The 15,095-nt window shown below is 55.0% G+C and carries 16 protein-coding genes; 8 read left to right on the forward strand and 8 right to left on the reverse strand.

What is annotated here, in order from left to right; translation table 11 throughout:
• Nucleotides 1–21 precede the first annotated feature (21 nt).
• The 3 genes from glpK to fpr all read left to right on the forward strand — a co-directional run bounded on the left by glpK (nucleotide 22) and on the right by fpr (nucleotide 3,649).
• A complete protein-coding gene (glpK, locus tag QWJ20_RS17365; protein ID WP_039486795.1) occupies nucleotides 22–1,533 on the forward strand; it encodes a glycerol kinase GlpK in 1,512 nt (503 codons plus the stop codon).
• Between the two features lie 138 nt (nucleotides 1,534–1,671).
• Nucleotides 1,672–2,682 carry a class II fructose-bisphosphatase gene (gene glpX / locus QWJ20_RS17370; RefSeq protein WP_233967744.1) on the forward strand — a complete coding sequence of 337 codons (1,011 nt, stop codon included), beginning with the start codon at nucleotides 1,672–1,674 and terminating at the stop codon, nucleotides 2,680–2,682.
• 220 nt (nucleotides 2,683–2,902) lie between these two features.
• Entirely contained in the window at nucleotides 2,903–3,649 is a 747-nt protein-coding gene (gene fpr / locus QWJ20_RS17375; RefSeq protein ID WP_119889440.1) for a ferredoxin--NADP(+) reductase, read from the forward strand.
• A gap of 18 nt (nucleotides 3,650–3,667) precedes the next feature.
• Here fpr and QWJ20_RS17380 read toward each other — a convergent pair whose 3' ends face one another.
• A complete protein-coding gene (locus QWJ20_RS17380; protein WP_095993394.1) occupies nucleotides 3,668–4,090 on the reverse strand; it encodes a DUF805 domain-containing protein in 423 nt (140 codons plus the stop codon).
• A gap of 257 nt (nucleotides 4,091–4,347) precedes the next feature.
• On the opposite strand from QWJ20_RS17380, the gene QWJ20_RS17385 reads away from it, so the two are divergent.
• From QWJ20_RS17385 to QWJ20_RS17400, 4 genes are all read left to right on the forward strand, one after another.
• Nucleotides 4,348–4,947, forward strand: a complete 600-nt coding sequence (locus tag QWJ20_RS17385; RefSeq protein ID WP_095700926.1) for a YiiQ family protein — start codon at nucleotides 4,348–4,350, stop codon at nucleotides 4,945–4,947.
• A 157-nt stretch (nucleotides 4,948–5,104) separates the two neighbouring features.
• Nucleotides 5,105–5,872, forward strand: coding sequence for a triose-phosphate isomerase (gene tpiA / locus QWJ20_RS17390; protein ID WP_249687561.1), 768 nt, complete (start codon nucleotides 5,105–5,107; stop codon nucleotides 5,870–5,872).
• A gap of 234 nt (nucleotides 5,873–6,106) precedes the next feature.
• Nucleotides 6,107–6,337 (forward strand): BrnT family toxin, encoded by a 231-nt coding sequence (locus tag QWJ20_RS17395; protein WP_249684097.1) that lies wholly within the window; start codon nucleotides 6,107–6,109, stop codon nucleotides 6,335–6,337.
• The gene (locus QWJ20_RS17400) at nucleotides 6,324–6,638 is read left to right on the forward strand and encodes a BrnA antitoxin family protein (protein WP_010299332.1); all 315 of its coding nucleotides are present in this window, start codon (nucleotides 6,324–6,326) and stop codon (nucleotides 6,636–6,638) included. The genes QWJ20_RS17395 and QWJ20_RS17400 overlap by 14 nt, the downstream gene beginning before the upstream one ends.
• Before the next feature lie 136 nt (nucleotides 6,639–6,774).
• Here the strand turns inward: QWJ20_RS17400 and aguA are convergent, their stop codons facing one another.
• From aguA to QWJ20_RS17435, 7 genes are all read right to left on the reverse strand, one after another.
• Complete coding sequence (aguA, locus tag QWJ20_RS17405) at nucleotides 6,775–7,878, reverse strand: agmatine deiminase (protein ID WP_336877265.1); 1,104 nt, start codon at nucleotides 7,876–7,878, stop codon at nucleotides 6,775–6,777.
• A gap of 3 nt (nucleotides 7,879–7,881) precedes the next feature.
• Nucleotides 7,882–8,766, reverse strand: a complete 885-nt coding sequence (gene aguB / locus QWJ20_RS17410) for an N-carbamoylputrescine amidase (protein ID WP_010299339.1) — start codon at nucleotides 8,764–8,766, stop codon at nucleotides 7,882–7,884.
• A gap of 324 nt (nucleotides 8,767–9,090) precedes the next feature.
• Nucleotides 9,091–9,849 carry an ABC transporter ATP-binding protein gene (locus tag QWJ20_RS17415; RefSeq protein WP_433993101.1) on the reverse strand — a complete coding sequence of 253 codons (759 nt, stop codon included), beginning with the start codon at nucleotides 9,847–9,849 and terminating at the stop codon, nucleotides 9,091–9,093.
• Nucleotides 9,850–9,866: 17 nt separating this feature from the next.
• On the reverse strand, nucleotides 9,867–11,486 hold the full coding sequence (locus QWJ20_RS17420; RefSeq protein ID WP_433993102.1) for an ABC transporter permease: 1,620 nt from the start codon (nucleotides 11,484–11,486) through the stop codon (nucleotides 9,867–9,869).
• A 21-nt stretch (nucleotides 11,487–11,507) separates the two neighbouring features.
• The gene (locus QWJ20_RS17425; protein ID WP_039508138.1) at nucleotides 11,508–11,909 is read right to left on the reverse strand and encodes an ExbD/TolR family protein; all 402 of its coding nucleotides are present in this window, start codon (nucleotides 11,907–11,909) and stop codon (nucleotides 11,508–11,510) included.
• A gap of 1 nt (nucleotide 11,910) precedes the next feature.
• Nucleotides 11,911–12,627 carry a MotA/TolQ/ExbB proton channel family protein gene (locus QWJ20_RS17430; RefSeq protein WP_039474883.1) on the reverse strand — a complete coding sequence of 239 codons (717 nt, stop codon included), beginning with the start codon at nucleotides 12,625–12,627 and terminating at the stop codon, nucleotides 11,911–11,913.
• A 10-nt stretch (nucleotides 12,628–12,637) separates the two neighbouring features.
• Entirely contained in the window at nucleotides 12,638–13,501 is an 864-nt protein-coding gene (locus QWJ20_RS17435; RefSeq protein WP_335471452.1) for an energy transducer TonB, read from the reverse strand.
• Between the two features lie 457 nt (nucleotides 13,502–13,958).
• Here QWJ20_RS17435 and QWJ20_RS17440 point away from each other — a divergent pair, with 457 nt between their 5' ends.
• Nucleotides 13,959–14,966, forward strand: a complete 1,008-nt coding sequence (locus tag QWJ20_RS17440) for an ABC transporter substrate-binding protein (RefSeq protein WP_261867126.1) — start codon at nucleotides 13,959–13,961, stop codon at nucleotides 14,964–14,966.
• The last annotated feature ends 129 nt before the right edge of the window (nucleotides 14,967–15,095 follow it).

Raw genomic sequence — 15,095 nt, forward strand, 5'->3', positions numbered from 1 at the left:
AATCATTACAGGATTGGATTTATGAACCCGGAAAAAAAATACATTGTCGCGCTCGACCAAGGCACAACCAGCTCCCGCGCCGTCGTACTGGATCACGACGCCAATATCATCAGCGTTTCACAGCGTGAATTCACCCAGATCTATCCAAAAGCAGGTTGGGTAGAGCACGACCCGATGGAGATTTGGGCATCACAAAGCTCAACGCTGAACGAAGTGTTGGCTAAAGCCGACATCAGCGCGGATGAAGTCGCGGGCATTGGTATCACCAACCAGCGTGAAACCACCGTCGTATGGGAAAAAGAGAGCGGCAAGCCGATTTATAACGCCATCGTCTGGCAGTGTCGTCGTACCGCTGAAATTTGCGAAAAGCTGAAGAAAGACGGCCTGGAAGAGTACGTTCGCAACACCACCGGTCTGGTGGTCGATCCCTACTTCTCTGGCACCAAGGTGAAATGGATTCTGGATCACGTTGAAGGTTCTCGTGAACGCGCCAAACGCGGCGAACTGCTGTTTGGTACCATCGATACCTGGCTGATTTGGAAAATGACGCAAGGGCGTGTTCACGTCACGGATTACACCAACGCCTCCCGTACCATGCTGTTTAACATTCATACGCTGGAATGGGATACCCGCATGCTGGAAGCACTGGATATCCCGCGCGAAATACTGCCGGAAGTACGTGCTTCTTCAGAAATCTACGGCCAGACCAACATTGGCGGTAAAGGCGGCACGCGTATTCCTATCGCCGGTATCGCGGGTGACCAACAGGCGGCGTTGTACGGCCAACTTTGCGTCAATCCAGGCATGGCGAAAAACACCTACGGCACGGGCTGCTTCCTGCTGATGAACACGGGTAAAGAAGCGGTGCTGTCCAAACACGGCCTGCTGACCACCATCGCCTGCGGCCCACGCGGTGAAGTCAACTACGCGCTGGAAGGCTCCGTGTTCGTTGGCGGCGCATCCATCCAATGGCTGCGTGACGAGCTGAAGCTGATCGGCGACTCAATGGACTCCGAATACTTCGCGACGAAAGTGAAGGACTCTAACGGCGTCTATGTCGTCCCTGCCTTCACCGGTTTGGGCGCCCCTTACTGGGATCCGTATGCCCGTGGCGCGATCTTCGGTCTGACCCGTGGCGTGAATGCTAACCACATCATCCGCGCAACGCTGGAATCAATTGCCTTCCAGACCCGCGACGTACTGGATGCCATGCAGGCAGACGCCAATACGCGCCTGAAAGCACTGCGTGTCGACGGCGGTGCGGTCGCCAACAACTTCCTGATGCAGTTCCAGTCCGATATTCTCGGCACACGCGTGGAACGTCCAGAAGTGCGTGAGTCCACCGCATTGGGTGCGGCTTTCCTAGCGGGCTTAGCGACGGGCTTCTGGAACGATCTGGATGAAGTGAAGAGCAAAGCCACGATCGAGCGTGAATTCCGCCCTAGCATTGAAACCGTGGAGCGTAACGTGCGCTACAGCGGCTGGCAGAAAGCCGTGGCTCGCGCTCGTAACTGGGAAGATCACGACGCGTAATCCGCCAACGCATCTATCCACATCGGGCGCGCCTGTCGCGCCCGTTTTTTCCCTATCGCTCAACCGCCACTCTCCCCCTGTTGTGATAAAATCCCACCCACACCTCTTCTTTTACCGATCGACAATAGACAGGTATTTATGAAACGTGAATTAGCCATTGAGTTCTCGCGCGTCACCGAAGCAGCCGCGCTGGCAGGCTATAAGTGGTTAGGCCGTGGCGACAAGAATGCCGCCGACAATGCTGCCGTACAGGCGATGCGCATCATGCTGAATCAGGTCAATATCAACGGTCAGATTGTCATCGGCGAAGGGGAAATCGACGAAGCGCCTATGTTGTTCATCGGCGAGCAGGTCGGTACCGGTCAGGGTGATGCCGTAGACATCGCTGTCGATCCGATTGAAGGCACGCGGATGACGGCAATGGGTCAGGCGAACGCGCTGGCCGTGCTGGCCGTTGGCGAAAAAGGCACGTTTTTGCACGCGCCAGATATGTACATGGAAAAACTGATTGTCGGCCCCGAGGCAAAAGGCGCGATTGACCTCAACCTGCCGTTGGCGGACAACTTGCGTAATGTCGCACTGAAGCTGGGTAAACCGCTGAACCAGTTAACGGTGACTATACTCGCTAAACCACGCCACGATACCTGTATCGCGGACATGCAGCAGTTGGGCGTGAAAGTGTTCGCGATTCCAGACGGCGACGTGGCCGCATCCATCCTCACCTGCATGCCAGACAGCGAAGTTGACGTGCTGTACGGCATCGGCGGCGCGCCAGAAGGTGTGATCTCAGCAGCCGTTATCCGCGCGCTTGATGGCGATATGCAAGGGCGTTTGCTGGCACGTCATCAGGTCAAAGGCGATAGCGCTGAAAACCGCCGCATCGGTGAAGATGAGCTGGCACGCTGCCGCCAAATGGGCATCGAAGCGGGTGGCGTCCTCAAGCTTGATGACATGGCGCGTAACGACAACGTGATTTTCTCTGCAACTGGCATCACCAAAGGTGATTTGCTGGACGGGATCTCGCGTAAAGGCAACATGGCAACGACCGAAACGCTGCTGATCCGCGGTAAATCCCGCACGATCCGCCGGATTAAATCGACGCACTATCTGGATCGTAAGGATCGTACGCTGCACGAATTCCTGCTGTAGCAGGACACTGCTCGGCTGACTGATTGTTTCACAGTTGTTAATAAATGGCGTATCGTAGATGCACGAATATTGGCGTCGATACCCTAAATAATTCGAGTTGCAGGAAGGCGGCAATCGCGCGAGTCCCCAGGAGCTTACTCAAGTAAGTGACTGGGGCGAGTAAGGGAAGCCAACGCACATGCAGCTTGAAGTATGACGGGTACAACAGGAGCAGAAAAATATGGCTGAATGGGTGACAGGCAAAGTGGTTCAGGTAGAAAACTGGACAGAAAGTCTGTTTAGCATTCGGGTTCACGCGCCCACCGATGCATTCACTGCCGGGCAGTATGGCAAACTGGCGCTGGAGATTGATGGCGAGAAAGTGCAGCGCGCTTATTCCTACGTGAATGCGCCCAGCGATCCCACGCTTGAGTTCTATCTGGTGACGGTGCCAGAAGGCAAGCTTAGCCCGCATCTGCATGCGCTGCAGCCCGGTTCAGACGTCCTGATCGTCAAAGAAGCTGCCGGCTTTTTCGTGCTGGAAGAAGTGCCAGATTGTGAAACGCTGTGGATGTTGGCAACAGGGACGGGCATTGGCCCTTATCTGTCGATTCTTCAGGAAGGTAAAGGTCTGGAGCGTTTTAAGAATATCGTGCTGGTTCACGCCGCCCGCTTCTCACGCGATCTGAGTTATCTGCCGCTGATGCAGCAATTACAGCAGCGCTACCACGGTAAACTGCGTATTCAAACGGTCGTCAGTCGGGAAGAAGAAACGGGCTCGCTGACGGGCCGCATTCCCCAGCTTATCAGCAGCGGTACCCTGGAAGCCGCTGTAGGCCTGCCGATGGATGCGGCAACAAGCCACGTCATGCTGTGCGGCAACCCGCAGATGGTACGCGACACCCAGTTGTTACTGAAAGAAGAGCGCCAAATGACCAAGCACCTGCGCCGCAGGCCTGGTCATATGACTGCCGAAAACTATTGGTAAACGGCAGTTCGTTGTTAATCAGCGGCGGAAACGAAACGGCTCCGCCGCTGCGCCAAAGCGGTTTTCCCCTTTTGTCCCCAGAAAAACGCCGCAGTCGAGCAGCGTCATCACGACAATCAGGATCGGCAAGAAGCGGCCAATGCCCCACTGCCAGATGGACGAGAACATCGTCCAATTCCCCGAGACCAACATCCACGCCACCACGAGCAGCAGCGCCCACCAGCCGCTCTTATTACGGTCGTGCAGCCGTTTCACCATGATCGCCGCCGTCGGCCACAGCAATACCACCAAACCAAACGCCGTCGATTGCGTATCCAGCCAGTTTTGACCGGATAGCGTAAACAGCACCGCCATCAGCGCGACCCAAATAGCCATCCAAAGCCAGAAATCACGACGACCGACTCGGCCTTTAAACGAGAAGCACCACTGCTGTAATGTCATTAACGATAACGCCCTGAATTGTCGGCCTGTCTGGCCGAATTAATCTGTATTTTACGCTGGCTGATTTTACCTCAACCGAGACAGTTGCCCGCAATCTTTACGCGATTTTTGTCAGCCACGTGCGATTTCTCACAACGACGTACTGTTTTTGACAACCACGTACTATTTTTGACAACGACGTACAAATGCCGCTTTAATCAAACGTATTCCGCCGTTATCGGCCTGGACATCTTCTGAAGTGGTTGACCCGAATCCCTATGACACGAAAACGCATCGCTTCACTTTTGGTTTTATCATCGCTGGTGCTGTACCAGACTCACGCGGGAGCCGATCCGACGTTCCCGCCTAAAACCTCAGCCAATGCGCCGTATCTGCTGGCTGGTGCCCCCACCTTCGATCAAACCATCACGCAGTTCCGTTCTCGCTACAATCTGAGCAATCCGACGCTGCCGATCGGTGAATTTCGGGTTGTCGATACCAGTAATATCACCAGCATGTTGACCCGCGCAGCCAGCCGGATCAACGACCATCTCTATGCTTCAACCGCGCTGGAGAAAGGCACCGGGAAAATCAAAACGCTGCAAATTACCTGGCTACCACAGCCGCCGAGCGAGCAAGAAACCGCAGTGCGTCGTAAGCAGGCCATCGACTATATGGCTGCGCTGGCGCGCACATTCGCACCGTCACTGACGGAAGAACAGAGTGTGAAAAAAGTCACCGAACTGCTGGGAAAAGGCAAAGGACAGCGCTTTTACCAGCAGACGGAAGGGGCCTTGCGCTATGTCGTTGCAGATGACGGCGAAAAAGGGCTAACTTTTGCTGTTGAACCGATTAAGCTAACGCTATCTGAACCGTGATCAACACGGTAATTAATGACGAAAAACAGAGCCACAGTCACATTTCGTCTCTATACTGTGGGCAGGTTATATTGCCTGACGGCAGTACTGTTTATTCATTAATGCATTGATTCATTAACATATTGATTCATTCGCGATTCCGGCTGGAGGAAAAAAGATGCGACATCCATTAGTTATGGGTAACTGGAAGCTGAACGGCAGCACTCACATGGTCAACGAACTGATTGCGGGCCTGCGTAAAGAGCTCAGCACCGTTGACGGCTGTGGCGTAGCGATTGCACCACCTGCTATCTATCTCGATCAAGCTAATCACCAACTGGCTGGCAGCCGCATTGTTCTGGGCGCGCAGAACGTTGACGTGAATCTTTCTGGCGCTTTCACCGGTGAAACCTCTGCCGAGATGCTGAAAGATATCGGTGCGAAATACATCATCATCGGCCACTCTGAGCGCCGCACCTACCACAAAGAAAGCGATGAATTCATTGCGAAGAAATTTGGCGTGCTGAAAGACGCGGGCCTGATTCCGGTGCTGTGCATTGGCGAAACCGAAGCAGAAAACGAAGCAGGCCAGACGGAAGCCGTCTGTGCGCGTCAACTGGACGCCGTGCTGAACACGCTGGGCGCGAAAGCGTTTGAAAACACCGTTGTTGCCTACGAACCTGTATGGGCTATCGGTACCGGCAAATCTGCAACCCCAGCACAGGCTCAGGCTGTTCACAAATTCATCCGTGACCATATCGCCAAGCAAGATGCTGCCGTTGCTGAACAAGTGATCATCCAGTACGGCGGTTCTGTGAATGCGGCGAATGCTGCAGAGCTGTTCACCCAGCCGGACATCGATGGCGCGCTGGTTGGCGGTGCATCACTGAAAGCTGACGCCTTTGCTGTCATCGTGAAAGCAGCAGCCGACGCTAAACGCGGCTAAGCTTTATCGAAAACAGACGGACGAAGGTTCGTCCAATCAAAAAGCCGGTTCACGCTATCGCGCCAACCGGCTTTTTTGATCTCATTCAACTGTCAGTACCACTAGGTGCACAGTCAGCTTATCTGGCTGTTTCCACACGTTTGACTTCATATTTATTGTAGCTACAATAAATAAATGAAAATCATATTCGACCCGATTAAGAATGAGAGTAATAAGCAAAAACACGGCGTGTACTTGGCCGACGCTAAACATCTTGATTGGGACCGAATGGTTGCCGCATCTGACTCTCTTGGTAACTACAGCGAAGACCGTTACATCGGTATCACTTACGGCCTTGCTTATCTCAACAACCGAATTTATGTCGTAGTATTTACTTACAGCGACGGAGACGACGAAGAAATTTACCGCATTATCAGTTTGCGGAAAGCCACTAAAGCGGAGGTGGAAAAATATGCCAAAACTTAAGCAGGGTACTATCCTCCCTACTGATGAGGAAGACCGTAAAATTCAGGAAGCTATTGCGCAAGATCCTGATACACGCTCGCTTGAAGGTGAGAACGTGCAACTTATGCCTTTCAGCAAATTGAAAGCCATGCGCAAACAGGGACGCCCCGTTAAACCGGCACCAAAAGTACAAGTAAGTATTCGATACTCACCGGAAGTTATCGCAGCATTCAAAGCTACTGGTCGTGGTTGGCAAACCCGCATGGATGCAGCGATGGCGGATTGGCTTAAAAACCATTCCCCAAACGACATCAAAATTTGATGCAAGCTCTACACACTCCCACATAGAGCCAGCCTTTTAAGCTAACCCTAATCAGATGTTCCCCCTGTGAGCGGCATGCTAACAGGGGGAATAATCATGGCTAGCGTGATCGCCCGCCGTCGGAGAATAGGAACCGTTACTTCGCCGCAGGGATTTGCTGCGTAATGCAGTGAATATTTCCCCCACCCAGCAGGATTTCCCGCGCAGGCACGCCGCTAATAACGTAGCCAGGGAACATCTGTTGTAGCAGATCGCGTGCAACGTCATCCGTCTTCTCATCCAGCAGCGGGAAAACAATCTGCTGGTTGCTGATCAGGAAATTCACATAAGAACCCGCCAGACGGGAACCAGCAAGACGCTCAACGGCATCGCCGCTATCCACGCCCTGTGCTTCCTCTTTGGTTGCATACAGTGGGCCGGGTGCAGGCAGTTTCCAGATTTTCAGCTCACGTCCTTGCGCATCCCGCGCCGCCGTCAGCACCTCATAGGCGGCAACGGAGCGTGCATACTGCGGATCGTTTTCATCATCCGTCCAGTGCAGCGCCACTTCGCCGGGACGCACGAAGCAGCACATATTGTCGATATGCCCGTCGGTTTCGTCGTTATACACGCCTTCTTCCAGCCAGATAACCGTCGAAATATCGAGGTAATCACGCATCAGCTGTTCGATTTCCGCTTTGCTCAAATGCGGGTTACGGTTCGGATTGAGCAGGCATTCCGCCGTAGTCAGCAGGGTGCCTTCACCATCGACATGGATCGACCCACCTTCCAGAATCAGCGGAGCGGCATAGCGCGCAGCCTGATGATAGTCCAGCACCTGTGCCGCCACTTTCTCATCCTGACGCCAGTCTTCATACAAACCACCCAGCTCGCCGCCCCAGGCGTTGAACTGCCAGTCGATACCCCGACGCTCACCGGACTGATTCAGCACAATGGTTGGACCGGTGTCACGCATCCAGGCGTCGTCGCTTTCCATTTCCACCAGCGTGACGTTCACCGGCATCACTTTTTGCGCATCTGCCATGTAGCGTGCAGGCACGCCCATGATAACCGGCGTGTTCTGGGCGATGGCTTCCGCCACGCGCGCGAACGTTTTCTGCGCCGGAACACCCTGCTCGCGCCAGTTGTCGGTACGATACGGCCAAATCATCCACACGGCATCATGCGGCGCCCATTCGGCGGGCATCGCAAAGCCATCCTGCTGCGGCGTAGTGAGAGGGGGAGTCGCTAACTGTGACATCACTTATCTCCGGGTCTTGCCGTCAGAGGTGGCAATCGTGCCGTACATTTCTGGGCGACGGTCGCGGAACAGGCCCCATGACGCACGCTGTGCTGCAATGGCTTCTAAATCAAATTCATGCACCAGAATCGCTTCATCCGTCTTATTGGCCTGTGCCAGCAGCGCACCCGTTTGGTCGGCAATGAAGGACGAACCGTAGAACGTCATTTCCAGACCGTCGATGTATTTGCTGGCTTCTGTACCAATACGGTTGGATGCGATTACCGGCACCAGATTCGCGGCGGCGTGACCTTGCTGAACGCGGGTCCAGTGCGGCTGGCTGTCGATGTCTGGGTAAGCGGGTTCAGAACCAATCGCGGTAGGATAGAAAATCAGCTCGGCACCCTGCAACGCCAGGCTGCGTGCGGTTTCTGGGAACCACTGATCCCAGCAAATGCCCACGCCGATTTTTGCATAGCGCGTCTGCCAGACTTTAAAGCCGGTATCGCCCGGAATGAAGAATTGCTTCTCCTGATACGCAGGGCCATTCGGAATGTGCGTTTTGCGATAAACGTCCAGCACGGCGCCGTCCGCGTCAATCATCACCAGCGAGTTGTAATAGGCGTTATTAGCGCGCTCAAAGAAGCTCAACGGCAACACCACGTTCAGCTCCGCCGCCAGTGCGGAAAAATGCTTAATCAGCGGGCTGGTTTCCAGCTCCTGCGCCAGCGCATAGTGCTCCGGGCTTTGATCGATACAGAAATACGGTGCGGCAAACAGTTCCTGAATCAGGATAACCTGCGCGCCTTTTGCATGCGCTTGTCGCACCAGTTTTTCGGCGTTTTCAATGTTCTTAGGCAGATCCCAGGAACACGCCATTTGTGTTGCGGCAACGGTAACTTTTTTCATGCGAAAACCTCAATAATAACGATATATACCCGCCCTTTCTCACCGGCAAGTATCGGCAATAAGTGTTTCTCTCGGTCACGATTATGCATCGGCGCTAACCAGCGCGGCCTTAACGAGTGTAGGCCAACACACCTGCGCATGCCCAATAGGAATATCCTGTTAAGGTATTGACCGAAAATGACATGCGCATTATGCCAGTTAATGGCAGCACTTCACTATTCTGAAAATGCATGATCTCGCGTGACGGGCAGAAAAGAAAAACCGCCTTTTTCACGGCGGTTTCTATTGATGATTAATAGTGAGAGAAAGCGGTAGTCAGCAGCATCAGGCCGCAACAGCATCCGCCTGATGTAAGGCCTGGCTAACCGCTTGCCGCTGTTCCAAGAGCGCTTGGCTGGTGCGGTCACGAGGATAGGTCAGCGTCACGGGTAGAATCGCGCTAATCCGGCCGGGTCGGGGCGACATCACCACGACTCTGTCCGCCAGAAAAACCGCCTCTTCCACATCGTGCGTCACCAGCAGAATCGTCAAATCCGTTTGCTGGCGAATCTCTGCCAGACGTTCCTGCAACTGCTGTTTGGTCAACGCATCCAGCGCCCCAAAGGGTTCATCCAGCAAGAGAATGCGCGGCGTCGACACCAGCCCGCGAGCGATCGCCACGCGCTGCGCCATTCCGCCCGACAGCTGGTGCGGCCACGCGTCGGCAAAGCCTTCCAACCCCATCATCTGGAGATAGTGTGCAATACGGCGTGTCACTTCCGCAGGAGAAAGATCGAGGTTGAGCATACCGAGGCGAATATTGCCCGTCACGGTGAGCCACGGAAACAGGCGTGGTTCCTGAAACACCAGGCTGACATCATCAGGAATACCGCGCACAGGCCGTTCGCCAATCAGAATGCGCCCACGTTCCGTGGTATCAATTCCGGCCGCCAAACGCAGCAGCGTCGATTTACCACAACCGCTGGCACCGATGACCGCAACCAGTTCACCAGCATGCAGCGACAGATCGATATCCTGTAACACCGTCAGCGGTGCGCCGTTGACGGTAAAATGTTTAGTAATGTGCTGAAAATGCAGGGACATAGATTCTCCGTTAACGGTCACGCAAAGCGCCAGCGGGTCAGCCGCCGTTCAGACAAGGTAATCAATCGGGAAAACAGCGCGGCCACTGCGGCAATCAGCACCACGCCCGCCATGATGCGATCGGACTCAAGCAACTGTTGGGCACGAATCATCATGCCGCCCAGCCCCTCACCCGACGGCATGAAATATTCTGCGCCAATCGCGCCCGTCCACGCATGCATCAGCGCCAGCCGTAGACCGGAAAACAATGGTGGCAATACGCTGGGCAGTATCAGCATGCGAAGCGCCTGCACGGGCGTCAGACGCAGAACCTGCGCCACTTCCAATAGCGCAGGCGGAAGCTGAGCAATCCCCTGACGGGTTGCCAGCATCACAGGAAAGAACGCGGCTACGGCGATAAACACGATTTTGGCGCTCTCCCCTAAACCAAACCAAGCCGTGATCAGCGGGAGCCAGGCAAATAGCGCCACACAGCGCAGCGCGGACAGCGCTGGATTAAAAAGCCTGTCGGCAATGCGCCAACCGCCGAGTAACGCACCGACCAGCACACCGATCGCACTTCCCAGCACAAAACCCTGTAGCGCACGCAGCAGGCTGGCCTGGAGATCGGCCAACAGCCCGCCCTGAGCCAGCCCCGTCCACAGCGCGTCGAGCACGCTGCTCGGTGCGGGAAGAAAAGCCACATTAACCCACTCGCGCACGCTGCTAACCTGCCACAGCGCAACCAGTACCACTGGCGCTAACCACGGCGTCAGCGACAGGCTCGGCAGCGCAGTACTCAGGCTATCGCGCCCCAGCACCGGCGCAGGCCAGTGAATCCACCGGCGCTCCAGCTTCAGCAGCACGCGTTCCCCGGCAAACCCCAGTACTCCGATAATCAGAATGCAGACGAACACCAGATCGAGCATGAACAGCTGGCGGCTTTGCACCAGCAGATAGCCCAGCCCTTCGCTGGATGCGAGCAGCTCGACCGCAATCAAGGCGACCCATCCGGTAGAAAACGCCAGCCGAATGCCCGTCATCACATAAGGCAGCATCGCAGGCAAAATCAGATAACGTAGGAAAGCGGCGGGGGGTAAACGCAGGCTACGCGCCATTTCATGCAGCTTTTGCGGTGTCTGTTGGATACCCGCGCAGGTATAAAGCGTCACTGGCACCGTTACCGATTTCACCAGCACCACCAGTTTCAGCGCCTCGCCGATACCCAGCGACAGCATCAAAAGCGGAATCCAGGCCAGCGTAGGGATCTGCGCGATGACGGTGAAGAGCGGCATAAACAGCGCATTCAGCCGTCGGTTCAGACCGAACAGGCTGCCGAGCACCAGACCCAGCGCGATCCCACCGCTAAAGCCAATCACCAGCCGTATCAGGCTGATAGGCAACTGGTGAATCAGCTCTTCAGGGATAAAAGCCCGCGCGCTATCGATGACTGCCAGCGGCGAAGGCAGAATCTGTTCAGACATCCATCCGTGGCGACTGGCAAGCCACCAGCCAGCGAGCACCAACAACGGCACGACGAGCGACACGATCAATGAAATGACCAATGACATGACCAATGCGGAATATCCCGCCGACAGCGTGGCGGTCAGCGAAGCGTCAGGGGCGGAGCGTATCCGCAACGGGTATTTAGGCATCATGATCGTCGGTATCCGGCTACGTTATTTTTGCGTTAGCAGGGATAGACGCGTAATCCCCGCCTGCTCGACATCTGCCAGCAGCGCGGCAACTTCGCCGTAATTCGCCTCTTTGTCCGCCTGCACCTGCACCACCAGATCCGCGTTACTCGCTTTAGCCTGTTGCAATCGCGGCACCAGTTGTTCGCGTGCCAGACTTTCTTTATTGATGAACACGCGCTGCTCGCCATCAATGCTAATCACCACCGGATCGGCGCGATCGGCCGGTGCCACCGCCGACGTTTTCGGGAGCTGAATCGGAATGGCATTGGTCAACATCGGCGCGGTAACAATAAACACCACCAGCAGCACCAGCATGACATCCACAAGCGGCGTGATATTCATTTCACTCATGACGTCTTCATCATTACGCGAGGTAAACGCCATATCAGACCACCTCTCTCAGATTCTTCACGGAGAAGGCGGTGGCCGATGGCTCCGCGCTGGTATGAAACGTGCCGACATGAAAATCGTTCGCCTGCATCACGCTGTAGACGTCATGCGCAAAGTCATCCATGTCTGCGACGGCCAGTTTGAGGCGACGCAAAAAGTAGTTGTAGATCAGCACCGCAGGAACTGCGACGGCAATCCCGATGCCGGTGGCAATCAACGCGTTGCCAATCGGCCCCGCAACGGTGTCGAGACTGGCAGAACCCGAAAGCCCAATCTCCTGCAACGCCGCCATAATCCCCCAGACGGTGCCAAACAGGCCGATAAACGGCGACGTGCTGCCGATACTGGCCAGAACCGCCAGCCCGCTTTCCAGAGAACGGCGTTCACGCTGAATCTGCTGTTGCAGCGCGCGCTCAACCCGATCGGGCAGATGAATATTCAGGGCAAGCTGCCCGCTAATCCGCTCCGGTGCTTTGACGGCAGCCAGCGCCAAATTGGCGAGTGAGCCGGGCTGCTTTGCACTGGTTTCTGGCGTCTGACTGACGTCATCCTGCTGCCAGAAGGCGGCGCGAAAACGTCGATCGCGCCGTTGCGCCCGCCCGTATTGGACGAATTTCAGTAGCCCCAGCCCCCAGGTGACGAGAGAAAACAGCAGCAGCAACAGGATCACCGCGCCTTCCGCAGAAAAGAGTTCAATGTGTCCGAGCGTCATAACCAATACCTCATGAATTTAGCGAAAAATCGACGGGAACCACCACCCAGCCACTAACCGGCTGACTGCCACGGCGCGCCGGAACGAAAGACCAGCGCCGCACCGTGTCTCTCGCGGCATCATCCAGCGAGGGATAACCGCTTGATTGATGGATCCGAATGGTTTGCACCTTGCCGTCGGCACGCACCTGTACGTTCAACAGCACGGTGCCTTCATAACCACGGCTAATCGCCGCGTCGGGATAAGACGGTGCGGGATTATGCAGGTAGTCAGCATTCGCGAGCGGCGGCGTCAACGGCGCATCAACGGGCTGCGCGACGGCCTTTTGCGCCACCGGAGCAGGTGTTATCGGGGCGGTTGCCGATACGGCTTCCGCCTGAGGTTTCGGCGTCGGTGCGGGCGGGTTCTTTTTCACCGCAACCTTTTTCGGCGTGGGCTCAGGCTTTTTCTCAGGCTCTTTTTTCTCGGGCACTGGCGGCAACAGCGCGTTGTCATCCACCGGCTTGTCCACGGGAGGCGGAGTAAGTTCCGGCGGTGGCGTGACGACGTCAGGCTCAATAGGTTCAGGTTCGGCAGGCTGGGCTTGCAGCACTGGTTCGGCAGCCGCAGCAACCAGCTCGATGCTGACAGGCTGTGGCCGGGCAGGCACCGTAACGGGCGGTGTCGATACGCTGTTGAATAACGCCAGCACCGCCGCGTGCAATAGCAACGTCGCTATCACCGCCAGCCAGCGTTCCGGTCGAGACGAAACCGTCGTATTCAACGTCGGCAAGCGCGGCTGCACGACGCCGCTCACCCGGCTGGCGTGCGGAGTCGGCTCCGGTGAATAAGACCGGGATCCTGGCGCCGCTCCCGCATAGAGTAATTCCGTCATGGTAAGTGCTCCTGACCGTGTTTATTAATACCCGGCATAATTCACATTGCAGGCGTCATGGATAGATGACCTGAAATAGCGGTGGAATAATCGATTCTTCCCGAGAGCTTAATAAAGTCAACGTATGTATCTGTATATCGATATTCATTTAATTATCTATTTCATCGGAAAGATAATCGCGTCCATTGTGTAACGACAAACTAAAGGCAATAAGTCCCGATAGGCTAATGCATAGTTGGAATAGTTTTTTTTCGTTCGCTGCATAACGATGAAATAAGCGATGAATGCTGATTTAGCTATTTACTAAAAATAATAATGCTTTTTTTGTATTAGTCAGTTTATTGCCAAGCCTTTAAATGTGGTTCTGCAACGATATGACGCCGTGCTAAATCGGCGCAATAACAACATTGATATTCACACACTCACATTCAAACACCTCATCACTGGCGGACGAAACATGACAACATCAGGACGAAAATGGTTAGTGACCGGCTTATTGGCAATGGGTATGGCCTGGTCAGGCATCGCATCGGCGATCACTGAAATTCGTATTGCCGCACCAGACATTGGCGCAGGCACAAAACCCAGCGGCGGCGGTCTGCTCGACGTCATCCACAGCCAAAAGCTGCTGGAGCGCGAGTTCGGCAAAGACGGGATCAGCGTCCGCTGGACATTCATTAAAGGCGCTGGCCCCGTCATTAACGAAGCATTTGGTAACCATCAGGTTGACGTGGCCTATCTGGGTGATTTAGCCAGCATTATCGGCCATTCTCGCGGTCTGGATACCCGGGTGATCGCCGTGGCATCACGCGGCATCAATCACTATCTGGCGGTGGCGAAAGGCTCCGGTATTGAGAAAATCCCCGATCTGAAAGGCAAACGTATTGGGATCTTTCGCGGAACAGCAGGCGAGCTGTCCTTCGTCAGCGCGCTCGATTCACAGGGTCTGAAACCTTCTGACGTTAAGCTGATCAATCTCGATTTCGCGGCAGCCAGTGCGGCGTTAGCCGCCGGGCAGATTGACGCCACCTGGGGCGGCAGCAATACGCTTTCGCTGCGGGATAAAGGGCTGGCGGATGTTCCGCTGTCGAGCCGTGACCTGGGCGGCGCGGGCCAACTCAGCGGCTTCCTGCTGGTGGATGAGAAATTTGCCAAAGGCAACGAGGATATTCTACGGCGCTTAGTTAAAGTCCAGCGCGAGGCGGCAAACTGGGCCAGCGATGCTAAAAATAAAGATGAATTTATTCGACTCTTAGCCACCCAGTCAGGCTACCCGGAAAATATATTACGCGTCGAATGGGATACATTACCGCCATTATCTGAGCGTCTTTCACCCGAATTAGATACCGCCTACGTGGAAAAATTAAAACGTGCGGTAAAACTGGCCTATGAATCACGCCTTATTCGGCAGCCTTTTGATGTCGATAAATGGCTGGATGATTCTTATCTGAAAGCCACCCAGTAATTTATACCCCCCAAAAGATTATAGCCCACGTATTGCCGTGAATTTCACGGCAATCGGCAGCCTATTGACGACATTCGGAAGAAGCCATGTATTTAAAAAGACACCAGCAGTATTTTAAAAAACATCAAC

It is taken from the genome of Pectobacterium sp. S5 (assembly GCF_051707265.1).
Lineage (GTDB): Bacteria > Pseudomonadota > Gammaproteobacteria > Enterobacterales > Enterobacteriaceae > Pectobacterium > Pectobacterium polare.

Excerpts from the sequence above, each read along its gene's own strand:
- glpK (WP_039486795.1), top strand. The coding sequence starts at position 22 with ATGAACCCGGAAAAAAAATACATTGTCGCGCTCGACCAAGGCACAACC.
- glpX (WP_233967744.1), top strand. The coding sequence starts at position 1,672 with ATGAAACGTGAATTAGCCATTGAGTTCTCGCGCGTCACCGAAGCAGCC.
- fpr (WP_119889440.1), top strand. The coding sequence starts at position 2,903 with ATGGCTGAATGGGTGACAGGCAAAGTGGTTCAGGTAGAAAACTGGACA.
- QWJ20_RS17380 (WP_095993394.1), bottom strand. The coding sequence starts at position 4,090 with ATGACATTACAGCAGTGGTGCTTCTCGTTTAAAGGCCGAGTCGGTCGT.
- QWJ20_RS17385 (WP_095700926.1), top strand. The coding sequence starts at position 4,348 with ATGACACGAAAACGCATCGCTTCACTTTTGGTTTTATCATCGCTGGTG.
- tpiA (WP_249687561.1), top strand. The coding sequence starts at position 5,105 with ATGCGACATCCATTAGTTATGGGTAACTGGAAGCTGAACGGCAGCACT.
- QWJ20_RS17400 (WP_010299332.1), top strand. The coding sequence starts at position 6,324 with ATGCCAAAACTTAAGCAGGGTACTATCCTCCCTACTGATGAGGAAGAC.
- aguA (WP_336877265.1), bottom strand. The coding sequence starts at position 7,878 with ATGTCACAGTTAGCGACTCCCCCTCTCACTACGCCGCAGCAGGATGGC.
- aguB (WP_010299339.1), bottom strand. The coding sequence starts at position 8,766 with ATGAAAAAAGTTACCGTTGCCGCAACACAAATGGCGTGTTCCTGGGAT.
- QWJ20_RS17415 (WP_433993101.1), bottom strand. The coding sequence starts at position 9,849 with ATGTCCCTGCATTTTCAGCACATTACTAAACATTTTACCGTCAACGGC.
- QWJ20_RS17420 (WP_433993102.1), bottom strand. The coding sequence starts at position 11,486 with ATGATGCCTAAATACCCGTTGCGGATACGCTCCGCCCCTGACGCTTCG.
- QWJ20_RS17425 (WP_039508138.1), bottom strand. The coding sequence starts at position 11,909 with ATGGCGTTTACCTCGCGTAATGATGAAGACGTCATGAGTGAAATGAAT.
- QWJ20_RS17430 (WP_039474883.1), bottom strand. The coding sequence starts at position 12,627 with ATGACGCTCGGACACATTGAACTCTTTTCTGCGGAAGGCGCGGTGATC.
- QWJ20_RS17435 (WP_335471452.1), bottom strand. The coding sequence starts at position 13,501 with ATGACGGAATTACTCTATGCGGGAGCGGCGCCAGGATCCCGGTCTTAT.
- QWJ20_RS17440 (WP_261867126.1), top strand. The coding sequence starts at position 13,959 with ATGACAACATCAGGACGAAAATGGTTAGTGACCGGCTTATTGGCAATG.